This window comes from Streptomyces sp. NPDC023157, from assembly GCF_055560575.1.
Genome location: NZ_JBVHIL010000006.1, coordinates 1 through 21168 on the forward strand (window position 1 = coordinate 1; position 21168 = coordinate 21168).

15 protein-coding genes and 3 pseudogenes are annotated in these 21168 nt (G+C 67.4%); 5 read left to right on the forward strand and 13 right to left on the reverse strand.

All coding sequences use genetic code 11. The annotated features are described in order from the left end of the window. Positions 1-537: 537 nt before the first annotated feature. The 5 genes from ACZ3ZE_RS21975 to ACZ3ZE_RS21995 all read right to left on the reverse strand — a co-directional run bounded on the left by ACZ3ZE_RS21975 (position 538) and on the right by ACZ3ZE_RS21995 (position 5388). Positions 538-1347 carry a strictosidine synthase gene (locus ACZ3ZE_RS21975; protein ID WP_361625575.1) on the reverse strand — a complete coding sequence of 270 codons (810 nt, stop codon included), beginning with the start codon at positions 1345-1347 and terminating at the stop codon, positions 538-540. A 57-nt stretch (positions 1348-1404) separates the two neighbouring features. After that, complete coding sequence (locus tag ACZ3ZE_RS21980) at positions 1405-2271, reverse strand: alpha/beta fold hydrolase (RefSeq protein ID WP_361625572.1); 867 nt, start codon at positions 2269-2271, stop codon at positions 1405-1407. Between the two features lie 170 nt (positions 2272-2441). After that, entirely contained in the window at positions 2442-3446 is a 1005-nt protein-coding gene (locus ACZ3ZE_RS21985; protein WP_361625569.1) for an NADP-dependent oxidoreductase, read from the reverse strand. 137 nt (positions 3447-3583) lie between these two features. Beyond that, complete coding sequence (locus tag ACZ3ZE_RS21990; protein ID WP_361625566.1) at positions 3584-4639, reverse strand: aldo/keto reductase; 1056 nt, start codon at positions 4637-4639, stop codon at positions 3584-3586. Positions 4640-4695: 56 nt separating this feature from the next. After that, positions 4696-5388, reverse strand: a complete 693-nt coding sequence (locus tag ACZ3ZE_RS21995; RefSeq protein ID WP_361172174.1) for an SDR family oxidoreductase — start codon at positions 5386-5388, stop codon at positions 4696-4698. Between the two features lie 118 nt (positions 5389-5506). Here ACZ3ZE_RS21995 and ACZ3ZE_RS22000 point away from each other — a divergent pair, with 118 nt between their 5' ends. Then, positions 5507-6082: a TetR/AcrR family transcriptional regulator gene (locus tag ACZ3ZE_RS22000; protein ID WP_361172177.1), complete on the forward strand. Its 576-nt coding sequence runs from the start codon at positions 5507-5509 to the stop codon at positions 6080-6082. A gap of 171 nt (positions 6083-6253) precedes the next feature. Here ACZ3ZE_RS22000 and ACZ3ZE_RS22005 read toward each other — a convergent pair whose 3' ends face one another. The 3 genes and pseudogenes from ACZ3ZE_RS22005 to ACZ3ZE_RS22015 all read right to left on the reverse strand — a co-directional run bounded on the left by ACZ3ZE_RS22005 (position 6254) and on the right by ACZ3ZE_RS22015 (position 8833). Then, positions 6254-6880 carry an asparagine synthase-related protein gene (locus ACZ3ZE_RS22005; protein ID WP_361625563.1) on the reverse strand — a complete coding sequence of 209 codons (627 nt, stop codon included), beginning with the start codon at positions 6878-6880 and terminating at the stop codon, positions 6254-6256. Further along, positions 6847-7335: pseudogene (locus ACZ3ZE_RS22010) on the reverse strand (hypothetical protein). The gene ACZ3ZE_RS22005 and the pseudogene ACZ3ZE_RS22010 overlap by 34 nt, the downstream one beginning before the upstream one ends. Before the next feature lie 628 nt (positions 7336-7963). After that, complete coding sequence (locus ACZ3ZE_RS22015) at positions 7964-8833, reverse strand: IS5 family transposase (protein WP_467260246.1); 870 nt, start codon at positions 8831-8833, stop codon at positions 7964-7966. A 309-nt stretch (positions 8834-9142) separates the two neighbouring features. Here ACZ3ZE_RS22015 and ACZ3ZE_RS22020 point away from each other — a divergent pair, with 309 nt between their 5' ends. Continuing rightward, positions 9143-9604 (forward strand): DUF6924 domain-containing protein, encoded by a 462-nt coding sequence (locus tag ACZ3ZE_RS22020; protein ID WP_361172183.1) that lies wholly within the window; start codon positions 9143-9145, stop codon positions 9602-9604. Between the two features lie 17 nt (positions 9605-9621). On the opposite strand, the pseudogene ACZ3ZE_RS22025 reads toward ACZ3ZE_RS22020, so the two are convergent. Next, a pseudogene (locus ACZ3ZE_RS22025) lies at positions 9622-10430 on the reverse strand (IS5 family transposase). 1136 nt (positions 10431-11566) lie between these two features. On the opposite strand from ACZ3ZE_RS22025, the gene ACZ3ZE_RS22030 reads away from it, so the two are divergent. From ACZ3ZE_RS22030 to ACZ3ZE_RS22040, 3 genes and pseudogenes are all read left to right on the forward strand, one after another. Beyond that, positions 11567-12898: a hypothetical protein gene (locus ACZ3ZE_RS22030; RefSeq protein ID WP_467260249.1), complete on the forward strand. Its 1332-nt coding sequence runs from the start codon at positions 11567-11569 to the stop codon at positions 12896-12898. Between the two features lie 416 nt (positions 12899-13314). Then, a complete protein-coding gene (locus ACZ3ZE_RS22035) occupies positions 13315-16632 on the forward strand; it encodes a hypothetical protein (protein ID WP_467260252.1) in 3318 nt (1105 codons plus the stop codon). Between the two features lie 827 nt (positions 16633-17459). After that, a pseudogene (locus ACZ3ZE_RS22040) lies at positions 17460-17707 on the forward strand (hypothetical protein); the annotation flags it as partial. Positions 17708-18222: 515 nt separating this feature from the next. Here the strand turns inward: ACZ3ZE_RS22040 and ACZ3ZE_RS22045 are convergent. From ACZ3ZE_RS22045 to ACZ3ZE_RS22060, 4 genes are all read right to left on the reverse strand, one after another. Continuing rightward, the gene (locus ACZ3ZE_RS22045; protein WP_467260255.1) at positions 18223-18681 is read right to left on the reverse strand and encodes a GNAT family N-acetyltransferase; all 459 of its coding nucleotides are present in this window, start codon (positions 18679-18681) and stop codon (positions 18223-18225) included. Positions 18682-18753: 72 nt separating this feature from the next. After that, positions 18754-19458, reverse strand: coding sequence for a restriction endonuclease (locus ACZ3ZE_RS22050; RefSeq protein WP_467260258.1), 705 nt, complete (start codon positions 19456-19458; stop codon positions 18754-18756). Beyond that, positions 19448-20044 (reverse strand): restriction endonuclease, encoded by a 597-nt coding sequence (locus ACZ3ZE_RS22055; RefSeq protein ID WP_467260261.1) that lies wholly within the window; start codon positions 20042-20044, stop codon positions 19448-19450. The genes ACZ3ZE_RS22050 and ACZ3ZE_RS22055 overlap by 11 nt, the downstream gene beginning before the upstream one ends. Before the next feature lie 143 nt (positions 20045-20187). Further along, entirely contained in the window at positions 20188-20319 is a 132-nt protein-coding gene (locus tag ACZ3ZE_RS22060) for a hypothetical protein (protein ID WP_467260264.1), read from the reverse strand. Between the last annotated feature and the right edge of the window lie 849 nt (positions 20320-21168).

Below are 21168 nucleotides of genomic sequence, written 5' to 3' on the forward strand. Positions count from 1 at the left end.
GCGGTGAGTTCCTAGACAGCTCCCACCACACCGGAGGTCTTCGCCATGTTCAAGACCAGACCAGTGTCAACAACGCTCGTGATCAATACACCTAGCGGATGCGCTTCTGGTGCGCTGCTTCGATCTCGTCGAGACGTCTGCGTTCGGCGGCGTCGCCGCGAAGCGTGACCTCCTGCGCGATCTCGGCGAGCTGGTCCTCGAGGGAGCGTCCGGGGGTGTCGGACCATTCGCTCGCCCGGTGCGGCTGGCCGCCGCTTAGGGCGAAGCGGAGGCGTTCGGACGGGGCGTAGTCGAAGCGGGGGATCCTGATGTAGGAGTTCTTCTTGGCCTCGGCGAGTTCCTTCTCGGTGGTGACCTGCTCAGTCCGGTCCTGCTCCTGGAGGACGAGGCGCCGCTTCGTATCCCAGTTCGAGGCCCCAGCTGGCAGCGGGCGTCATTCGAGACAAGCCATATTCCCGAGCACCGGGTAGCGCCCGGTCCGGGGGGAGTGATTGCTCAGCCGGTCCGTCGGATCTGCTCCATGCTCTGGCCGGCCGTTCACTCCTGGTAGCGCGGGAGGATGTCTCCGTTCTTGACGAAGGTCAAGGCTGCGGCGACGTCGTATGCGTGGATCGCGGAGGCGAGCGGTGCCAGCTGGTTGGTCAGGCCCTCGATCGCGTTGCCGGTGAAGAATGCGTCCCGTGCTGCGCTGTCGCTGAACCCGAGGACGAGGGAGGCATGGAATCGCTGGTCATGGGGGTTGTCGTGGGCGACGTTCGGGGTGTCCCAGAGCTTTTCGCTCCAGGGCAGGAACGTCTGCGTGCGCAGTTCCTTCAACGCTGCGGCGTCGGCGAGCGCGGGAACGAGCTGCTGGTTGACGAACTTCCGGAACTCTCCTGCGCCGACCCCGTCTCTGCGGCGCAGGTAGATCAGGGTGCGGGCACCGACCGTCTCGTCGGGGTCGGCGACGTCGTACCAGCGGGAGGAGTTCGGTGGGCCGGCATAGAGCAGGGTGCGGCGGAACACGTTGATCTCGTCGGCGTGGGCCAGCTTCGTCTGCTTACGCCCTTTCAGGGGCGCAAGCGCCGATTGGAAGGTGACCTCGGCGACGCCGTCGATCTTCCGGTCCGCGGGGATCGAGGTCTGCACCCCGTCGGTCGCCGGCCACCGGCCCGGGTTGTGCTCGGCGAGGTGGATCTGTCGGTACTCTTCCAGGCCCGGGGTGGCGGAGATGATCCCTGAGTGCGGTCCCTTCCAGTGGTCCATGCCGGTCTGGCGGGGCTGGTCGGTGCGTACCCACAGCAGGATCGAGGAAGTGAGGTGCTTCTTCTCCACGCCCAGCTGAGCGGCGGACGGCGAGGCGCTCATGGTGCTGCTCTTCTCTTTCTGGTCGCCGACACGTGTAGTTGTGGTGTTCGCCAGAGGTCAACGGGCGAGGAACTCGACCGCTAGGGGGGCGAACTGCTGGTGGTGCTGGAAGATGCCGCCGTGGCCGGAGTCGGGGTAGATGATCAGCTCGCTGTCCTTGATGCGTCGGTGCAGGTCCTCGGAGAGGACCGAGGGCACCATGCGGTCGTTGTCGCCATTGGCGATCAGGGTGGGCTGGGCGAGCTGCGACAGGTCGTCGGGGGTGGAGCGCCCCCATTTCTTGATCGCCTTCAGCTGCGTCTGGAACGCTTTGATCTTGATCTTCGCATCGCGGTCGGCAGTGCGCTCTTTGAGCCGGTTGACGAACGCGCGCGCGGCGAGCTTGCCGGTGGTGTTGCGGTTGAAGAACAGGAATTCCTTGGGGTCCGACCGGGTCAGGGTGGCGCGCAGCATGTCCCAGTACGTGATGGCGGCGACCTTGTCGATGTCCTTGCCGCCCTTGGGGCCTGTGCCGGTGAGGACGAGTTTGCGGACGAGCTCGGGGTGCTTCACCGCCAGGGCCTGGGCGATCATGCCACCGAGGGAGAAGGAGAAGACGTCAATCTTGTCGAAGCCGAGCGCCGTGATGAAGGTGTAGGCGTCATCAGCCATCGTCTCGATGCTGTCCGGCACCTGGCCCGTGGAGGCCCCGACACCGCGCTGGTCGAAGGCGATGACGTGACGGCCCTTCGCGATGGGGTCGACGATGCGCGGGTCCCAGTTGTCCAGGGTCGCGGCGAGGTGCACGAAGAACACGACGGGGACGCCGCCCTTGGGTCCCAGCTCGCGGAAAGCGTAGGTGACGCCGCCGGCGGTGACGGTGCGGGTCGGGGCGTGGGCGTACGAGGTGATGACGGGTTCGTTCGGGGTGCCGGTGCTGCTCATGGTGGTTTCTCCCGGTGTGTTTCTGGTCGCCCGCCGCGGGGTGGTGGCGGGTCCGCTGGGGCTGATGACGGCCCTGCCGAAGCCGGGCGGCAGGCCCGTGACCAGGCGCATCACGCCTTGCTCGGCGTGGACGGTGAGCTGGTGGAGCTGGTCGGGTCGGCGGGTCTGTCCTACGTCATGGAGACGACGACCTTGCCGGCCTTCGCCCGGCCCTTTTCGACGTACTCCATGGCGTGGAGGGTGTCGTCGAACGGGAAGACGGTGTCGACGACGGGGCGGATCTTCCCGGTGTCGATGAGGGGGGTGAGTTCCCGCAACTGGTCTCCACTGGCCTTCATGAACAGGAAGGAGTACGTCACGCCCAGGCGCTTGGCCTGCCGGCGGGTCTTGGAACTGAGCGCGGTCATGGCCAGGCGGAGGGCCGGGTTCGCTCCTAGTTCACGGGCGAAGGCCGGGTCGGGCGGGCCCGCGACGCTGATGGCGATGCCGCCGGGCTTGAGGACACGCAAGGACCTGGCCAGGTTGTCGCCACCGAGGCTGTCGAGGACGACGTCGTAGCCGTCGAGGATCTCGGTGAAGTCCTGGGTGCGGTAGTCGATGACTTCGTCCGCGCCGAGGTTCTTGACCAGGTCGACCTTGGCGGTGCTCGCGGTGGTGGCCACGTGCGCGCCGAGTCCCTTGGCCAGCTGGACGGCGATGGAGCCGAGGCCGCCGGCGCCCGCGTGGATGAGGACCTTCTGACCCGGTCGCACGCGGGCGCGCTCGACCAGTGCCTGCCACGCGGTCAGGGCGACCAGGGGCAGGGAAGCGGCCTCGGTCATGGTGAGGGTGGCGGGTTTGGACGCCAGGTCGTCCTGGTGGACTGCGAGGAGTTCGGCGAAGGTGCCGATGCGGTCCTTGTCGGGCCGGGCGTAGACCTCGTCACCCACCGCGAAGCGGGTGACGGAGGACCCGACCTGCAGGACCTCTCCGGCGAGGTCGTTGCCCAGGACGAGGGGGAGACGGTAGGGCAGGAACGCCTTGAAGTCCCCGTTGCGGATCCTGAGGTCCAGCGGGTTGACGCTCGCCGCGTGGATCTTGACCAGGACGTCGTCGGCGCCCACCTGCGGGTCGGGCATTTCGGCGGCGCGCATCCTGGCCTGGCCGCCGTACTTCTCGACCATGAAGGCCCTCATCGTCGTCTCCGTTCCGTGTCCCGTCCCTGGAAGGGGGCGGGGGCTGTGCTCGCCCCGGGCTTCTCCCAGTACGAGATAGTTTGTGTTGTTTTCCTGGCTGCGGCTGGGCGCACTGCGTCCTCAGTCGCGTTCACCCGTCAGGCCACCGGCACGACAGGGGCGGTGACGCGGTCGGCTGCGCCTCCCTGGAGGCGGTGCAGCGAGGCAACTATCCCTTCATGGGGCGCGCCGAGCGGCACCGCGCTGACCTCGGTCAGTCGGGTGTACTGCGCGTCGGTCAGCTGGACGTCGAGGGCGCCGAGGTAGCTGTCGAGCTGGGCAAGGGTGCGCGGGCCGATGATCGGGAGGAGCGTGGCCACGGAGCGGGCGGCGCGCTCGCGCACCCAGACCACCGCCACCTGGGCGGGTGCCACGCCGGTCTCCTGGGCGACGGCCAGGACGGTGTCGACGACGGCGGTCTTCTGGCCGGTGCTCTCGGTGTGGATGACCATGCCCAGGTCGCTCAGACGTCCCTCGGCGGAGCTGCGGTATTTGCCGGTGAGCAGTCCGCCGCCGAGCGGGGACCACAGGGCGGCACCGAGCCCGAGACTCTCGGCCATGGGCAGGAGTTCACGGTCGGCGGTGCGCTCGACGAGGCTGTACTCGTGCTGGATGCCCACGATCGGGGTCCAGCTCTTCAGGTCCGCGAGGGTGACCGCGCGCGAGACACGCCAGGCGGGGAAGTTGGACAGCGCGGCATGGTGGATCTTGCCGGCGCTCACCAGGTCGTCGAGCCCGCGCAGGAGTTCCTCCATCGGAGTGAGCTCGTCGGGGAAGTGCACCCACAGCAGGTCGATGTAGTCGGTGCCCAGGCGCTTCAGGCTGGCCTCCACCGAGGCGACCATGTTCTTGCGGCTGTTGCCCGTCTTGGAGATGTCCGGCTGCGGAGCGGAGCCCAGGGCGAACTTGGTGGCCAGGACGAAGTGGTCGCGGTCGGCGGAGATCAGCTTTCCGGTCAGTTCCTCCGACTCGCCGAACTGGTAGCCGTCCGCGCTGTCGAGGAAGGTGCCGCCGGCCTCGGCGAACCGGTCGAAGATCCGGCGTGCCTCGTCCGGCTCGGCGCCCGCGCCCCAGCCGGTGCCGAAGTTCGCGGTGCCGAGCGCGTACTCGGACACGCGCAGTCCGGTCAAGCGCCCGAAGGTCGCATAACGCATGAAGGGTCCTTGCGCGAGGGGTGGGAAGGGGGCGCGCCGCGGTGGCGGGGTGAGCGTCAGCCTGCGTTCGGCTGGGGTGCCGCGGCCAGGCTCTGCTTGACGTACCGGCTGGTCTCGTCGGCGAGGATCTCGGGCAGGCCCGTCTCGATGCCGTACAGGGCCTGAGCCGCGACGTCGGCGGCGGCGACCTTCTGGTCGGCGGGGACACCGGCGGCCATGTCGGTGTCCATGTAACCGACGTGCAGCGCCGAGACGGCGATGCCCCGGGGCGCCAGCTCTTCGCGAGTCGCGTCACTCAGTGCCCAGGCGGCGGCCTTGGATGCGGCGTAGGAGCCGAGGGCGGCCGGGTGGAACCAGGACAGGGCGGACAGGACGTTGAGTACGGCGCCGCCGCCGTTGCCCTCGATAACGGGGGCGAAGGCGCGGGTCGCGGCGAGCGGGCCGTAGAAGTTGGTCTCCATCTCCCGGCGCACCTCATCGGTGTCGCCCCCGATCAGCGTCGCGCCGGTGGAGATGCCCGCGTTGTTGATCAGCAGGGTCGCATCCGACGCGATGCGGGCGGCCTCCCGTATCGACGCCTCGTCCGTCACGTCGAGGCGCAGCGGGACGGTGCCCGGCACGTCGACCGTCTCGGGGCGGCGGGCCGCCGCGTACACCTTCGCGCCGCGCTCCACGAGCTGGGCGGCCAGGTGCCGTCCGAGGCCCCGGTTGGCGCCGGTGACGACCGCGACCGCGTTCTTCAGTTCCATGCCTGCTCCTGGTCTTCGGCGGGCGCCGTCGAGTCGCCCGCCCCATGTTTAGATTACGAACCTAATCTAAACATGGGGATACGATAGATGCCAGTCGACATCCAAATGGGAGGTGGCCATGGGCCGCGTATCGCAGGCGCAGGCGCAGGAGAACCGCAGGCGGGTGGTGGACACCGCCTCCCGGCTGTTCCGGGAGCAGGGCACCCAGGTGAGCGTCGCCGACCTCATGAAGGCGGCCGGCCTGACCCACGGCGGCTTCTACAAGCAGTTCGCCTCCAAGGAGGCGCTCGTCGACGAGGCGACCGCCCACGCCTTCGCTGAGCTCGCCCGGCGCCATACGGCCGGGCTCGAGCAGTACGACGGGCAGCGGGATACCGCTCAGCGGGCCCTGATCGACGCCTACCTCTCCGTCGAGCACCGTGACGACCCGGCGGGCGGCTGCCCGGTCGCGGCCCTCGCCGTCGACGTCGCGCGCGGGGATGAGGACTGCGAGGCCCGTCGCACCTACACCGAGGGGGTGGCCGACTTTGCCGCGTTCCTCGCCCCGGTCGGGGCCGCCGGGGAGGGCGAGGACGGCATCGCCCGGCTGTGCACCTTGTTCGGTGCGCTGGTGCTGTCCCGGGCAACCGCGGGTTCCCCACTCTCCGAGGAGATCCTCACCGCCGCGCACGCGGCCCTGACGGAAGCCGGCTGACCGGGGCCAAAGCCCCTGGCGCCGCGCGGCGTGTGCGCGCCGGTCGCACCCACAGTCGAACACCGCGGGCACCCGCGAGGGGCTGTGATCACCCCCTGTCGGCGGTAGCGCTGCCAGCCAAAGCGTCACCGGCGTCAGCGCGGCAGTACGACCGCCGGCTGGTCTCGGATGTCACGCGGGATCTCGTCGACGCTCGCGGTCGCGTTTACGCTCGCGGCCTCGCGAGGAAGAGCACGGCGGACACGACGCGCGCCAGCGTCGCGACATCGCTCTCGTTGAGCCGCCCGGCACGGCCCAGTGCGGCGACGCCCCTGGGTCGGCCAGGTCGTCCGCGCTCGGCCGGACCGTTCGGTGAGTGGTGTCGAGGTGCCGGACCATCAGGTCGACGTAGGGGCCGTCCGGGTTCCTGCCCATGGCGTCGTCGTCTGCGGCACGAGCGCCGACGTCGACGGACAGGGTGTGCAGGTTCCCGGTGGGAGGGCGGCCGAGTGCGGCGAGCGCGCTGGAGTCCAGGCCGCCCGACAGCAGCATGCAGACGGGGACGTCGGCCGCCAGTTGCCCTCGCACGGCCCGGCCCAGCAGCCCTCGTACCCGCTCCACCGTGGTGGGCGGGTCGTCGCGGTGCTCGGCCGGCGTCAGCGTCCAGTAGCGGTGAATCGTTTCACCGTTGGCAGAGAGGACCACGGTGGTGCCGGGGGCCACCTCGCGCAGTCCGGCGAAGGCGCTGCGTCCCGGGGTCTTGATCATGGGGTGGGCGGTGAGCATCAGTTCACGAAACCCGTCGTGGTCCAGTGCCACCGGGACGTCGGGGTGGCGAGTACGGCCTTGGGCTCCGACCCGAACACCGTCCCGGCCTCGGGTCGGGCGTAACAGAGCGGTTTGATCCCCAGCCGGTCCCGGGCCAGGGTCAGCCGCCGCCGGGCTGGCTCCTACGCCGCGTCGGCGAACATTCCTTTCAGCCGCCCGGGGGCATCGGGGCCCCAGGCGTCGATCGCGTGCAGCACCACCTCGCCGTCACCACGCGTACGGAACCGGTGGCCGAGCCCGGCCAGCTCGCGCCGTAGTTCGCCGTGGTTGTAGACCTCGCCGGTGAACACCACGGCCAGCACGATCCGGCCGTCGCGCTCCAGGAGCAGTGGCTGGCGGCCACCTTCCACGTCCACGATGGCCAGCCGGGTGTGCCCCAGCGCCGCGTGCCCCTCACGCCAGGTTGCGGAGGCGTCCGGTCCCCGGCAGGCGAGCGTCTGCGTCATCTCCTTGAGTGGAACCTTCGGTGGCGGCCGCAGGAGCGTCCCCGAAACCTGCGTACCCGACCAGACCGCACATGCGTGAGAACTTCCCAGGTCCAGCAGGAGGGGCGGCCCTGAACGTCGTGGGCGGGCCCGCACTGCCTCACCCTCGCGGATGCCTGCTTCACGACAGGGGTCCACCGCCGGGTCTCCGACGGCGACAACTCAAACGATCAAGGGCTGATCACGTCACGCACCGCGAAGGGGGGCTGCCAGCGCGCGTCGAAGGTGGCACGTAGCGCCCATAGTGCCCACAATGCACATTGATCTTGAGCCCGATTTGCGTCGCACGCGCCGCTGACCTGCGGTTTCTCTTCATGTGTTTTTTGGTCCACGTGTTTTGCGATGACCCACCATGTCGAGTGCGTCGCGATCCTTGAGCCTGCTGAAAAGGGTCGCTGACCTGGCGTTTCTCCGGGTGTGCGTTATAGGCGTTACATGCGTTAAGTCGATATCTTGATGCATATTCGACGCACGCGACGCACGTTTGACGCACGGACGGCGCGGTTTCTGATGGGTCGTCATGCAGGCTGGCGACCACCGAGTGGAGCCCTCAGCTGTCTGCTCTTAGAGGTCGTTTTCGCCCGATGTTTTATCCCGGGATCGGCTGTTTGGTCTGTGGTAACGGGTCGCGCCAGGAGGTGGTGTTCTCGCCGGTGAGGCGGCGGGCCATGAGGTCGGTCATGGCAATGTGGATCACGGCCTCGGAGTGGGTGGGCAGGGTTTCGTAGTCGCGGGTAAGACGGCGGTGGAGCATTAGCCAGCCGTAGGTCCGCTCGACCGCCCATCGTTTCGGGATCGGGGTGAATCCCCTGGTCCCGGGCTTGCGGGCGGTGATTTCCATGTCGATGCCGAGGGTTGCGGCGTGCTCGACGAGGTGTTGTCGGTAGCCGCCGTCGACCCACACCTTACGTACGCGAGGGTGGTCGGCGGCGACCTGGTCGAGCAGCGCGGTGCCGGCGATGGAGTCCTGCACGCTGGCCGCGGTCACGAGCACGGCGAGGAGGAGTCCGAGCGTGTCGGTGACGATGCTCCGCTTGCGTCCGACGATCTTCTTGCCTGCGTCGATGCTCTGGCCGGCGGCGGGGACGCTGGTTGAGGTCTTGACGCTTTGTGCGTCGATCACGCAGGCCGACGGCTCCCCGTCCCGTCCCTCCTTCTCCCGTAGGAGCTTGCGGAGCACGCCGTTGAGCTGGCTGAACACGCCCTCGTCCGCCCATTTGGCGAAGTAGCCGTAGACGGTGTTCCAGGGTGGGAAGTCGTGCGGAAGGTAGCGCCACTGGACCCCAGTCCGGTCCACGTACAAGATCGCGTCCATGATGTCCCGCAGATCGTGCTCGGGCGGCCGGCCGAAGTCCAGGGCCCTGCCGCGGCGCTCGAAACGCCAGGCCGCAAGAACCGGCTCGATCAACTCCCAGCGGGCATCGGACAGATCACTCGGATACGGACGTCGCTTCGTCATGCGTCCGGCGTACTCCTGCGGACCGAATGCGCCCAGGCGTAAAACCGCGACAGCCGAAGCACACGACTGCGAAGACCGGACAGCCTGGGATGAGACAGGAACGCGTCACCTTCCGCCCCATTCGTAACCCCACACGCCCCACAGGCATTGGCTGCATTCCCGGCCTCATCTGCACCGAAGCCGCAGGTCATGAGAATGAGCCGATGCACCGGCAGTTCAGGTGAAAACTACCTCTGAAAGAGCGTTTTGTCCCGACGGGGGTGTTTGGTATCGCCGGTTTGTTTGAGGAGTTCTGCAGGTGTGGTGGGTGTGGCGGTCGATGTCAGCGTCGGGTGGGAGGATCACGGGATGCCTCTGCCTCAGCCTGATGATCTGACCTCGCTGGTACTGCGTACCGACTTCGGTGACGACGGAGCTTGGGACGCGGTTCGAGCTGCGCTCGACGCGGCCGATGAGTACCCCCACGCCACGTATGTCAGCGAGTTTCGCTTCGCCGACGCGGAGGTCCGGGCATTGGTGGATGAAGAGGCTGCCGCGGATGAAGAAGCGCAGATCGTCCATGTCTTTCTGGCGGACGCGGCCACGATGAAGGATCCGGATCACTCGCTCCTGGCCGTGGATCTCTCGGACGAGCCTGGGCGGACATTCAGGCTCCCTGCGCGGTGGTTTCCTGACGTCTCGGCCAACCTCAGCATCGCCAACATGGACTTTGCGGAGTTCGCCGACGCTGCTGATGGATCAGGAACCTTCCGCGGCTTTGACGAGGGCTGACCCTCTATCTGGGTGAGCTATGTGCCGCGCCGGTTCAGAGTGGCTTCGCGGGTGAGGCGGCGGCTCATCAGGTCGATCATGGCAAGGCGGATCATGGCTTCGGAGCGGGGGGGGGGGTCTCGTAGTCGCGGCCGAGGCGGTGGTGGTGCATGAGCCAGCCGAAGGTCCGCTCGACGACCCAGCGCCGCGGAATCACCTTGAAGCCCTTCTGGGCGGGGTCGGGGCGGGTGACCTCGACGTCGATGCCCAGGCGGGCGCCGTGGTCGATGACCTTGGTGCGGTAGCCCATGTCGGCCCAAGCCTTCGTGACACGCGGGTGGTCTGCCGCGATGCTTGAGAGAACCTGAATGCCGCCGACGTTGTCGGAGACGCTGGCGGCGGTGACCAGCACGGCCAGGAGGAGGCCGAGGGTGTCGACGCCGATATGGCGTTTGCGGCCTGCGATCTTCTTGCCCGCGTCGATGCCCTGGCCAGCGGCCGGGACGTTCGCAGAGGTCTTGATGCTCTGGGCATCGAGGACGCAGGCGCTCGGCTCGGCGTCGCGGCCTTCGGCTTCCCGGACCAGGCGCCGCAGGAGACTGTTGAGCCGCTCGAAGACCGCATCCTTCTGCCAGGCGGCGAAGTAGCCGTAAACCGTCTCCCACGGAGCGAAGTCGTGTGGCAGATACCTCCAGGGGATCCCGGTCCGGTCGACGTAGAGGATGGCGTCCATGATCCGGCGCAGATCGTGTTCGGGCGGCCGCCCGATGTCCAGGCCCTTCCCTCTTTGTTGGGCCCGCCAGGCTGTCAGGGTTGGTTCCAGCAGTTTCCAACGGGCGTCGGACAGGTCACTCGGGTACGGCCGCTGCTTACGAGGCGTGTTTCTGTACTACCGATGGCTGCCGTCTCGCTACAGGGCGCAAACCGGCGCGGCCGGGGGCGTGTTGGGATCAGACAGGAGCGAAGCGAGCGAAACGGATCCTCGAAGACCGTCACCCGCCCCACCTGCCACAGCAGGCACCACCGCCTCAGTCGACCCGCAGCGGTCTGTCACCTGAACTGTAACGAAGCGCCCTGAGCAGGATAGAACGCTCTTTGAGCCGGAGTTTTGGTCCGTGACTGGTCCGGAAGCGCTGGTCAGGAGCGGGACACCGGTGGGAGGAACTGGGAGTTTCGACGCAAACTCGGCTTCGCCCTGGGAGGCGCGAGCGAGAGGCGCCTGACGGGTAAAAGACCAGGTCAGGCGCCTCTTTTCGTGCCTCTAGAAGAAGCCGAGCTTCTTCGGGGAGTACGACACCAGCAGGTTCTTCGTCTGCTGGTGGTACAGGGAGCGCAGGCGGTCTGACCAGCCAAAACGACTGATGTAAGGGGTGGCCGATCGGCATTGTGGTCCGGGAATGGTCCGGATCTAGGCCGTGGTCCTCGTTTGCGAACCGTCGGGCGAGCACAGGGTGTTCTGGGCGGACGCGGCTCGCGCGCTGTCGGTCGCAGGGGCGGTGGGAGATGACCGCGGCTGCCCCAGGGACCGTGACCCGCATCGGTCGGAGAGCGCGTCGGTGATGCAGGCGCCTGCGTTGTGGTGGAACTTCGTCGGCCGCACCGACGACGAGATCCGCGCAGCCAGGGAGGACTGAATGGCGAGCGACCGCTTCGGCGAGGTGAAGGGCTACGACGGCACCCGGCTCGATGCCCCGGAGGTCCCGCCTACCCCGCTCAAGGCCCGGGGTAGGGTGCGCTGACCTGGGGTTTTCTCCTCGCGGTCGATGTCCGCAGCAGGCTCGCTCGGTTGTGCCCCCGACTTTCGGTGTGCCGCCGGGAGGGATGGTTTCGCACCTTCTCTCGGTGTCGCAGCCAGTGCGGCGCGCTTCTATCGTGTGCTCGTGTGGGAGCAGGTCTGGTCAGCTGAATGCTGACCTTTTGCTGACTTTACTGGCGAGCCATCAGATGCGTCTCCGGAGGCAGCGGCTTCCTCGCCTGGTGGTCGTGCAGGCGATCTGGCATGCCCAGCCTGCACCCCGAGGCAGTGCCGATCATCGGACCGCCGTGTCCTCAGCGCCGCTGCTTGTGCATCATGAGCGGATGGAGAGCCCAGGCGAGTTGCCCATCGTGATGATCACAGCCGATCGTGGTTCGGACGCCCTCGTATTGGTCAGGTCCGACGGCAAAGAGGCGCGGCTGCCGCTGCCTGGCCCCTTGTTCGAACCGACAAGTCTGCTGTCTCGGATCTCCTACCCGCCGACCTTCGAAGGCTTGGTTGTGGAGACTCTCAAGTGCGACAGCATCGTGTTCGAGCTCCCCCGGCTTGACCGAGCCGACCAGTTGGCCGGACGGCTCGTCGTCTATCTGGATCAGAACAAATGGCGCCTCGTAAGCGATGCGATGAGAGGGCGGCGGAGCGGAACGGCGGATGATCGAGTCGCGGCCCTTCGGCTTGCGCAGTGGTCAGCGGAGCGCAAGATCATCCTCCCTGCTTCGTCGGGGCACTATTACGAGACGACCAAGTGGTCGAACGCGGAGGGGCGTTATTGTCTAGGCCTGTCCATCCTTCAGTTCAGCAGGGGCTGGCAGTTGCGGGATCCGCTGCAGGTGTGGCGGGATGAACTCCGTCTGATGTTCCGTGCGGAGCTCGGGCAGTCTGAGGTGATGGCGCCGGTCGTGACGTTGGAGCCGAACTCGCTTCATTCCACCGCGAGAGGCTTCGTTCCTGCCTCGGCGCCGGCGGATTTTCCACCGACGGCAGCGTTCCAGCACGAGGCGCTCGTTTCTGCAGTGAGCTTGATCGACACCATGCTGGACTCGGAAGGTGGGGAGCGTGGTCCTGAGCTTGGCTGGACGGAAGCGAACCAGAAATTCAGTGACTGGCTGGACACCCAAAGCGGCGATGCTCAGCAGAAGCGCAAGGCGATCGACGCATGGCTCCTCAGCGACCTGCGGAACAAGGTGGCCGAGGAATCCTTCGCCGCAGGAATGACGCCAGAGCAGTTGAAGGACTGGGGCACAGGATCTCAGCCCGTCCAGAAGATGAGCTCTCTTCCGGCTCTGGGCCTCTTCCGGGAGATGCTCCACGAACGTCACCTCAACCGTGGCACCACCTGGAAGCCGAATGACGTGATCGACATGGTCTATCTCTCCTGCGCGGCCGGCTACGCCGACTTCATCGTCTGCGAGCGGCAGATGCGTGAGCCACTGGCGCGGGGGGCGAAACGGCTTGGGCGAACCACTCAGGTCTTTCGGAGCCTGGCAGAAACGGTATCTGCTGTGGAAACGGCGCTTGGAACCCGTCCAGGAGCTGGCAATGCCGGGACATCGGCGTAAGGCGTCCTGCGTGCGTACGCGACCAGAGCCGGTGTGCCTTGCAAGTGGCGTTGCAGCCATCAGACCGCGTGAAAAGGTCTCTCCTCGGCGTGTGCTTGCCTGGGCCATTCCCGTGCATGCCTGGAGCGATCTTCCTTCAGGCACGGGGCCACCGCCGGATGGGGTGTACCGACGCCAGTGCGCGTAGCATCAATAATCATGGACCTCATTGCACGCGTGCGCCGGGCGATGGATGAACAAGCCATCCATCCAACGGAGTTCGAGCGGTGCGCCTGTGCGCTCCTGCAATCACAGTATCCGGGCCTGTCCGTGGTCGAGGGGGGCATGACTTCGGCCGCGACGCCGACATCTACTTCCCATGGGGACCCCAGGACGCGGACGCCCGTGGGCGCCTGCTCGTGACTACGGGTGATCCTGTGGCGAACCTGCGCACGGGCCTTCGTCGTATGAGCGAAGAGGGCGTGCAAGCCGATCTGATTGTGATGGCCTGCTCACAGCCTGTCGACGCTACCAGACGCGCCTCCTTGGACCGGTTGTGTGCAGATCATGGCCTCCCAGCGCCGCACATCTACGCCCGGGACTGGTTCGCTTCGCGCTTGTCCAAGGAGCCGATGTGGAGGTTCCACCTCCTCGGCGTCAGAGGAGAGCTGGAGGCCCTGCTTGACAGGCCGCTGGAGCTGCCGGAAGACGGCGCTGAGCACACCGATCTCCTTGGCCGAGAGGCGGATCTGGCCAAGCTCGACGAGGCCGTCACCAGCGGCCGGGATGTCGTGCTGGCCGGCGTGCCCGGTGCGGGGAAAACCCGGCTCACCGTTGAGCTCACAGGCAAGGTCGCCTACCTAGAGCAGGCGCAAGCAGACCGCATCCTGGACGAGCTACTGACTTCTCGCCCTGCCGCCGTTGTCGTGGACGATGCCCACACTCGTCTCGATGAGATGCGTGTACTGCGGCGGGCGCGCCACAGTGCGGAACATGCCTTCGCCATCGTCGCGACCACCTGGCCCGACAGAGCAGACGAGGTGACGGCAGCCCTGCCCAGCGCTGTCCGCCTCGACATCGACCTGCTGGAGCGATCCGACATGAACGCCCTGGTCACCTCTCTGGGCGTCACTGGGCACCGGGCCCGGGCGGCAGTTCTCGACCAGGCAGCTGGACGACCGGGGTGGGCCGTCACCTTGTGCCAGCTGTTCACAACGGGGGAGGGAAAGCAGGTAGCCAACGGCGCAGCCCACCTGGCCAACGTAGAGCGCCATCTCCGCCGTATCACCGAGACCGAGACAGCCGTCGACGTTTTGGCCTGTGTAGCGGCCCTGGGAGGGGCTTCAAGCGAGACGCTATACGCGCTTGCGCCGCTCGTCGGCGAGCCGCCGGCGAGAATGTCCGGCCTGATGGAGCGCCTTGCGCGCCATGGCCTCGTGGAAACGGTTCACGACGTCTGGCGGCTGCAACCAGCGCTGCGCGCGCCACTGATTGCCCGGTGGTTTTTCACACGTCCGGCAAACAGGCCGTGGTCCACTCTGTGCGAAGCCTTCCCCACCAGGAGCCGTGACCTCGTCTCCGCCGCCATATCCGCAGCCCGTGTCTCGGTCTCGTCGGATGCTCGGACGGCAGTCGAGAACTGGGTTCGAGCCTTGCCTGCACCGACCGAGTGGGACACCGGCACCTTCTCGTTGGTGTCCGAATGCGCCCGTTTGGACCGAGAGGCTGCCCGCTTCGCGGTCACCCAGGCTCGTGTGCTCCTCGCCGCCCCGCGTGACGAGCCAATGAACGGCACCATCACGGACCGGCAAGCTGACGCAGCTGCTCGGCAGCTCGCGCAGTCGGCGACGCAGTATCTACTGCCTGAAGCGATAACCGCTCTGCTCGACCTGGCCGTGGGCGACGAGCGCCCGCGCCACTCCACTCCGCAGCACCCACTGCGTGTGCTCGACGACGTGGCCAAAACGATCGACCCGGACTTCGGAACCGTATTCGAGGTTCGAGGGCTGCTGTTGAGGCCCGTCCTTGAGTGGCTGCGTACTCACCGCTCTCCAGCTGAATGGGGTGTAGCCACCGAGGTGATCGCAAGCATCTTCTCCGCCGAAACGTCTGGGACTTGGACTGACCCCGGTAGCCCCAACACGGTCACCATCGCCCGGGGCGTGGAAAGTGCCGAAAACCTGGCTCGTCTCATCTCCTTGTGGGACCAGGTGGCGCCCGTGATCGAGGAAACCGAACGACAGGATGGCCTCAACAGCGCCCCAGCCGCGGTTGTTCCTCTGCTGGACCTGGCCGGCTCATGGGTACGGCTCGGTGAAGGATACGTTCCGCACAACAGCGAACCGAACCAGGAACAGAAGAACCAGGGAGCGAAGGGAGGGGCTCGCATACTGGCTACCCTGCATCATCTACTCCAGGCCTCTCCCGGTCTCGCTCTCCGTGCTCGGCGCATGCTCAACGCCGCATACGCGCGGGCCGGCGATGAAGGAAGCAACCTCCCGGCACTGGACATCGATCCAGATATGGAGTCCTTCATCGGCTGGAGTCGTAGGGACGCCACGGGTGACCAGGACGAAACCGCCCCAGGCAGCGTCCGCACAGTGGAATCTCTCGCCCAAAGGATTGCTGCCCTCGGCCCGACCGCCGGAGTCGCGCGATTCGTCGCCTTGGCCGAGCAAGCCGAGCTCGCGGGAGACCACGGAGGCGGCACCTGGGTCGCCGACCACATGGTGCCGCACCTCACCGATCCCGCCGCCTGGCACGCAGCAGCAACAGCAGCTGGCAGCCCGCCGATTAATCGAGCCGCACTGAGCCGATGGCTCACCACTTCCCACGACACGTTGTCTGCTGAGGTCCTCACCTCTGCGCTGGATGATCCCCGCTTCAGAACCGGCGTCATCTCCACCGTCCTCGGACGAGGTGCAGACGACACGGCTGCCCAACTCGTGGTCGCGAAGATGCGCGCCGAAGACGCCTGGCTGCTCGACTCGATCTTCCTCCGCGACGAGCCGCACGAGGTACTGCACCGTCTGCTGCGCCACCCGGACGCTGTCATAGCCGGCAGCACGGCGGTGATCTTCGCCATCGGACAACCCCATGGCCCCTCACTACCGGGTACATGGCGAGCTACCTGGCGTGACGCCGTACGCCGCATCCGCCCTGAGGATCTACCCCAGCACGACCAGTGGCGTGCCGGCCAACTCCTCGCCCACCTTGCCGAGCACGACCCCGATCTGCTGGAAGCGTGGTACGCCGAGCGCCTCGACGAAATGGCCGAGCAGGGCTATTTCACCGCGCCCGAGCCCCACGGGTGCGACCTGCACTTGGACCGCCTCCCACAAAGCCACCGCTACAGCCTTGCCATCCGCTGTGTCGACCTTCCACGCATCGGCCACAGCCCGCTTGTCCAGCTGATAGGCACCGACCGTGACCTGGCAGAGCAGCTCATCAGCGACAACGCGGTCACCCCCGGCAAGCTCCTCGAAGCCCTCGTGGGCCAGCGGAACGAAACACTGGAAAGCCTCGGACCCCTTCTCCTCGACCACGGCGTACCCGCCGCACACATCGCGGCCGACGTCGCCTGGGTCGACTCATGGTGGGGAGAGGATTCGGCCAGACACCAACATCTCATCGACTACTTCACAGATCTCTCCACCCGCGTCCCGGCTCTCGCTGCCGTCGCCGAAGCGGGCCGTGCTCAGCAAGAGGAGCTGCTGCGAACGGCGGAAAGGAAAGAGCGCTCTGCGCGAGTGTAGGGGCGCTGAGCGAGGCAGGCACAAGGGCTCCCGGATCCACGTCGGCGGTCATCGAGCGGCTTACATGCAGGCCATGGACGCTGCTCTGCTCTGCTCGCCGAGCGTGTCGGGTCAGGGGCGTTGGTGGCCATAGGCAGCTGTGGCGGCCCGGTTCCTGATACTCAGAGACTGAGGAGATCTTCAAGAAGTCCTCGCCCTCGGCGCGCTGACCTGCGGAGATCGCTATCGGGGGTGGGATGACCTGGGACTTTGCAGCTTTCTGGGGCTTTCATGGTGACGTTCTTTTACGTAGCCGATTCTCCCCAGCCGCTCCCCAGGGCGGCCCATTCTCCCCAGATTCTCCCCAGGGACAGCTGGTTTGAGGGGCGGATCGCGGCTGGTCAGGAGTGGGTTTCGAGTCCCGCTCACGTCGCGCAGCGTAGCGAGTCCACGGGTCTGCGGCCGGGCCCCGGGTCGGCTGCTGCGACGGTCCGCGCCTTGGCGCGCCGGGTGGGGTGGGGGTAGTCGGAGAGGAAGGCGAGGAGCCTCGGATGGGCCATGGCGGTGCCAGGGCCTTGAGGCCGCGCTCGTGAAGTGTCACGAGGACGCTGACCTCCCCCGATCCCCTGCGTAGGCCAACCGGCTTGGAAGGGAAGGCATCCCTTGTCCCCAGCGCGCCGCCGCCGCAAATTGTCCCCAGCGGACTGATGGTCCATAAGGAGGGGCTCGTTGGTGGGCTCCCGGGGTGCGAAAGCTCACCGCGTTCCCTATGGGACGTCGAGCGGAGGCTGGCCCGCGTCCCCTCAGCGGGGCTGGAAGGGGTTGTGCGGTCAGGCCCGGGTGCGGTTATGAGCTCCACCACCTCAGCGGTCGACTGGGAGTACCGTGCCCGCGTGAATGAGTCGCAGCGCGATCCGTTCGTGTATGTCGTCGTGTGCGCGGCCGGGATCGCCGGCGATGTCGGCAAGCTCATTACAGTCGCACAGGAACGGGGCTGGGAGGTTGTGGTTGTCGCCACCCAGCAGGGCCTCGGCTTACTCGACAGCTGGGTGATCGAGAACCAGACGCATACCCGATCCGCTCTGCCTGGCGCGCCATGTCCAGGGGGTGGCCGGCCGCAGGGGGTTCTGCTGAGCCGCCGGGGAGGCTCCAGTGGCCGGGCGCCGCGGTGGTGGGGGAGCCACGTCCGACCGCGAGTCCGGCCTCCGTCGGCAACAAGACGGTGACGAAGACGGACCCGGGGACCTCTTCGGCTGGCCACAGTTTCTGCAGGGCCCGGTGTCGGTACGTCATCCTGGCCCATCGCACCACCGACGGGCCGGGCCCGGACAGGTCGATGCCCAGGCTCGCGACGAGCGGGCCGTCGAAGGTGGTGGGGTTGTGGGCCTTCGTCTCCGCCCAGAGACGGTCGACGTCGCCTCGTTCCTGTGGTGACAGGGCCGGTGGAGGGTGCTCGACGAAGTCGATCTGTTGCGCGTCGAGGAACTCGACAGGGAAATGCCCGGTCTGCATCGGAGGTCCTTCCCACCCGTCGGAGCGCTCGGATCGATCGAATGTGGCGAGTACGGCCCCCACACCGGCTGCTCTGGTTCGGAGACGCTGGATCGCTTCCTATCGGCAGCTCCAGGTCATGGCTGGTGCGGGAAGGGGACGGAAGGCGAGCTCGGTGTAGAGGGGGAGTCCGTCGGGGGAGGCGTTTAGGCGGAGGGAGGAGCAGCCCTGGTCGGCAAGCCACTGCATGGTTGCGGTGGCGACGGCATGTCCATAGCCGCGCCGGCGCCAGGCGGGGTTGGTGGCGACGGAGTGGATCTCGCCTTGGAACGGAGAGTCGCTGGTGGGACTGGGGAAGCGAGGGGTGTAGGTGTCGACCGCGCAGGGGGCGAGACCGGCACCGTCGGGCGTATCGACGACGAAGGCGACGAAGCAGGGGCCTTCGAGGGAATCGGCGAAAGCCGCCTCGCACGCCGTGACCCATTCGCCGTCCGGTGTGGGCCGCGTGGCGTCGAGCATGATGCGGCGCAGCCGGGTGAGCTCGGCCGCGTCACGGCGGTCGGCACGACGGAGGTCCAAGGCGTTTCTCCTCCAGTACGAATCGGTTTGACGGCGGCGTGGTGGGTCGACCGTTTGCGTCCTGGCGCCGGCCTACGGGGTGGTGCGGGCGCGGATGACGTCGTAGAGGTGGGTGCCGTGTGCCCATCTCTTCAGGTCCTCGCGGCCGACGGTGATCAGACGGTGGCGGGAGGCGAAGTCGAGGGCGGGCTGCGTGAAGCCGTTGAGGCCGATGATGACGGCGTGATCGGCACCGTGCTCCGGGCGGGCGGTGCCGTTGAACTGTTGCATGGCCGGTGAGTTCACGGGCCTGTTGAGCTGCTTGCACTGGACCACGATGGTGAGGCCATCGGCGTCGGTGGCGATGACATCGGCGCCGAGGTCGCCTGATCCGCCGACTCGCCGGGCATGGAGGAAGCCGTCCCGGGCGAGGAGTTCGGCGCAGGCGTGCTCGAACCCGGTCGGGCTCATGGCCTCGAGCTGCTTCATCCGGTAGGTGAGCAGGGCAGGCTCCGGCTCGACCGATGTCACCTCCACACCGGCGACGGCAGGTGTGGCGAGAACGTCGAGGACAGCGCCGGCGAGCCGAGCGAGGAGGAACAGGACAGCGAGGAAGCCGATCATGATGAGCACGGTCCACCAAGGGTGTGCGGCGACCGCGCCCCACAGGCCCACGGTGATCCATCCGATGACGGTTCCGGTCAACCACTCCCAGAGCATCTTCCCGGCGGCCAGGACCAGTACGGCGTACAGCAGGAACTTCAGAAACGGGTCGAGGGAGCCGTCTTCATCGAACACCGTTCGTCCTCCCCTCGGGAGCGGTCCGTTCGTACGGCGCGGCGAACCGGGGCCGGCGAGTGCCGGGGAGCCGTCGGCGGGTCAGGGCGGGAAGCTGCAGGATCTGGTGGAGCGGGACACCCAGCTCGGCCCATGAGCGCAGCCGTTCACGGTCGGTCCAGCCCACGGCGTGCCGCTCTCCCCACTCCCTGGCGTCGCGGGTGAAGCCGCCGTTCGTCACGACTGTCGCCGCGTTCGCGCGGTGGGCGGGGCCTGCTGTCCCCTTCACCTGGTACATCACCTGGGAGCCGACCTTCGCAGCGACCTTGGTGTGCTTGGCCTGGACGACGAGGCGCCCGTACGCCGGGTGGTCGGCGATGACATCGGCGGCCTGATCGCCCTGCTGCCCGACCTGTCGGGCCGACCAGCCGTCCCGGATCAGCAGGTCCCGCAGTGCGAACTCGAACTGCCGGTCGTCCATCGCGTCGAGCTCCGCCAGGCTGAACCGCAGGACCGACAAACGCCGTGCGCGCGCCGCGTGCTCGTGGCTTGCCGCTACGGCCCGCCAGACGCCGGCCGCGAATCCCAGGAGAGCGAGCACAGTCACGATGGGCCACCACCGCACCAGCGCCTCGCCCACCCATACGAGCAACCGCACCACCAAGGAGGCCACCGCTGCGGCGACCAGGGCCGCCGCCCCGTATTCGACCGTGCCGCGCGGCCGGCGGATCGCTAACCGCCGCCGCCCCATCAGCGGCCCGCCGCCGGCGTCGCCGTCACCCCGGGCGCGGGGGGCTGTGCCGGCGCCGCCCCCTCGAATCCGAAGAACTGCGCCCACAGCACCACCACGGCGGCGATGCCGCCGATCAGCCACGGGCTCATCTTCTTCGAAGACCGACGGGTCGGATTCCGGCGGATGTGGCCCCGCACCCGGTGATAGCCCTCAGGCGGCATGAACTGTCCCCTCCCGACATGAGGGCCGCACCGACGCGAACCCTCCTGACATGGATGTAGCAGCGGCCACCGACACTGACCCGGGAGAACCGCACCGCGATCACTCCAAACCGGCCACGCCCGTCGAAGACCTCCCCTCAGCGGTCGAGCATGAGGTGAACGGCCAGGTGGCCACGGAGAACCGATCGCCGCCCCGGCCGAGTCCGCACCACCCGGGCACCACACGGCAGCCGGAGAAACCCCTGGTCGCAGCTCTCTGCCCGGTGAAGCGAAGTTGGCGAGAAAGGCAGGGGGCACGCTCCCCGCGTACGCGCGTGTGCGCCCCCACGCGCCGCCAGCCGGACGCAGCGCCGGGCAGGTCTCCACTTTTAGGACGGGCAGCACGGTGGGGTGGGTGCTCCATGTGCCCCGAGTCCGGGGCGAGTGTCCACGAAATAGGGCAAAGCCCGAACCATAAGGCCCCAAGCGCGGTCTGATCAGTCAAACCGTCCGATTGCGCAGCCGTCTGGGTGCGAAGCCGAACGGTTCGCTCGGCTGGCCGCATCGGGCCGAGGTGAAAACTCTTGAAATTCATGATCCCGTGGCCGCCCGAGACGGTGCCGCAAACGGTCCTCGGAGGGCCGCGACGCCCCTCCCGCAGCAGCGCGCGCCCTTCCCCGCCCGACCCTCCTGATTGCCCTTCAGGAGCCCTGTCGGGGCCTCGCCATTTCGGCTCTGACCTGGTGTTTTTCTGGGAATCTCCTAGGTTGGGAGAGCTCTGTCGAACACCCTCGGAGG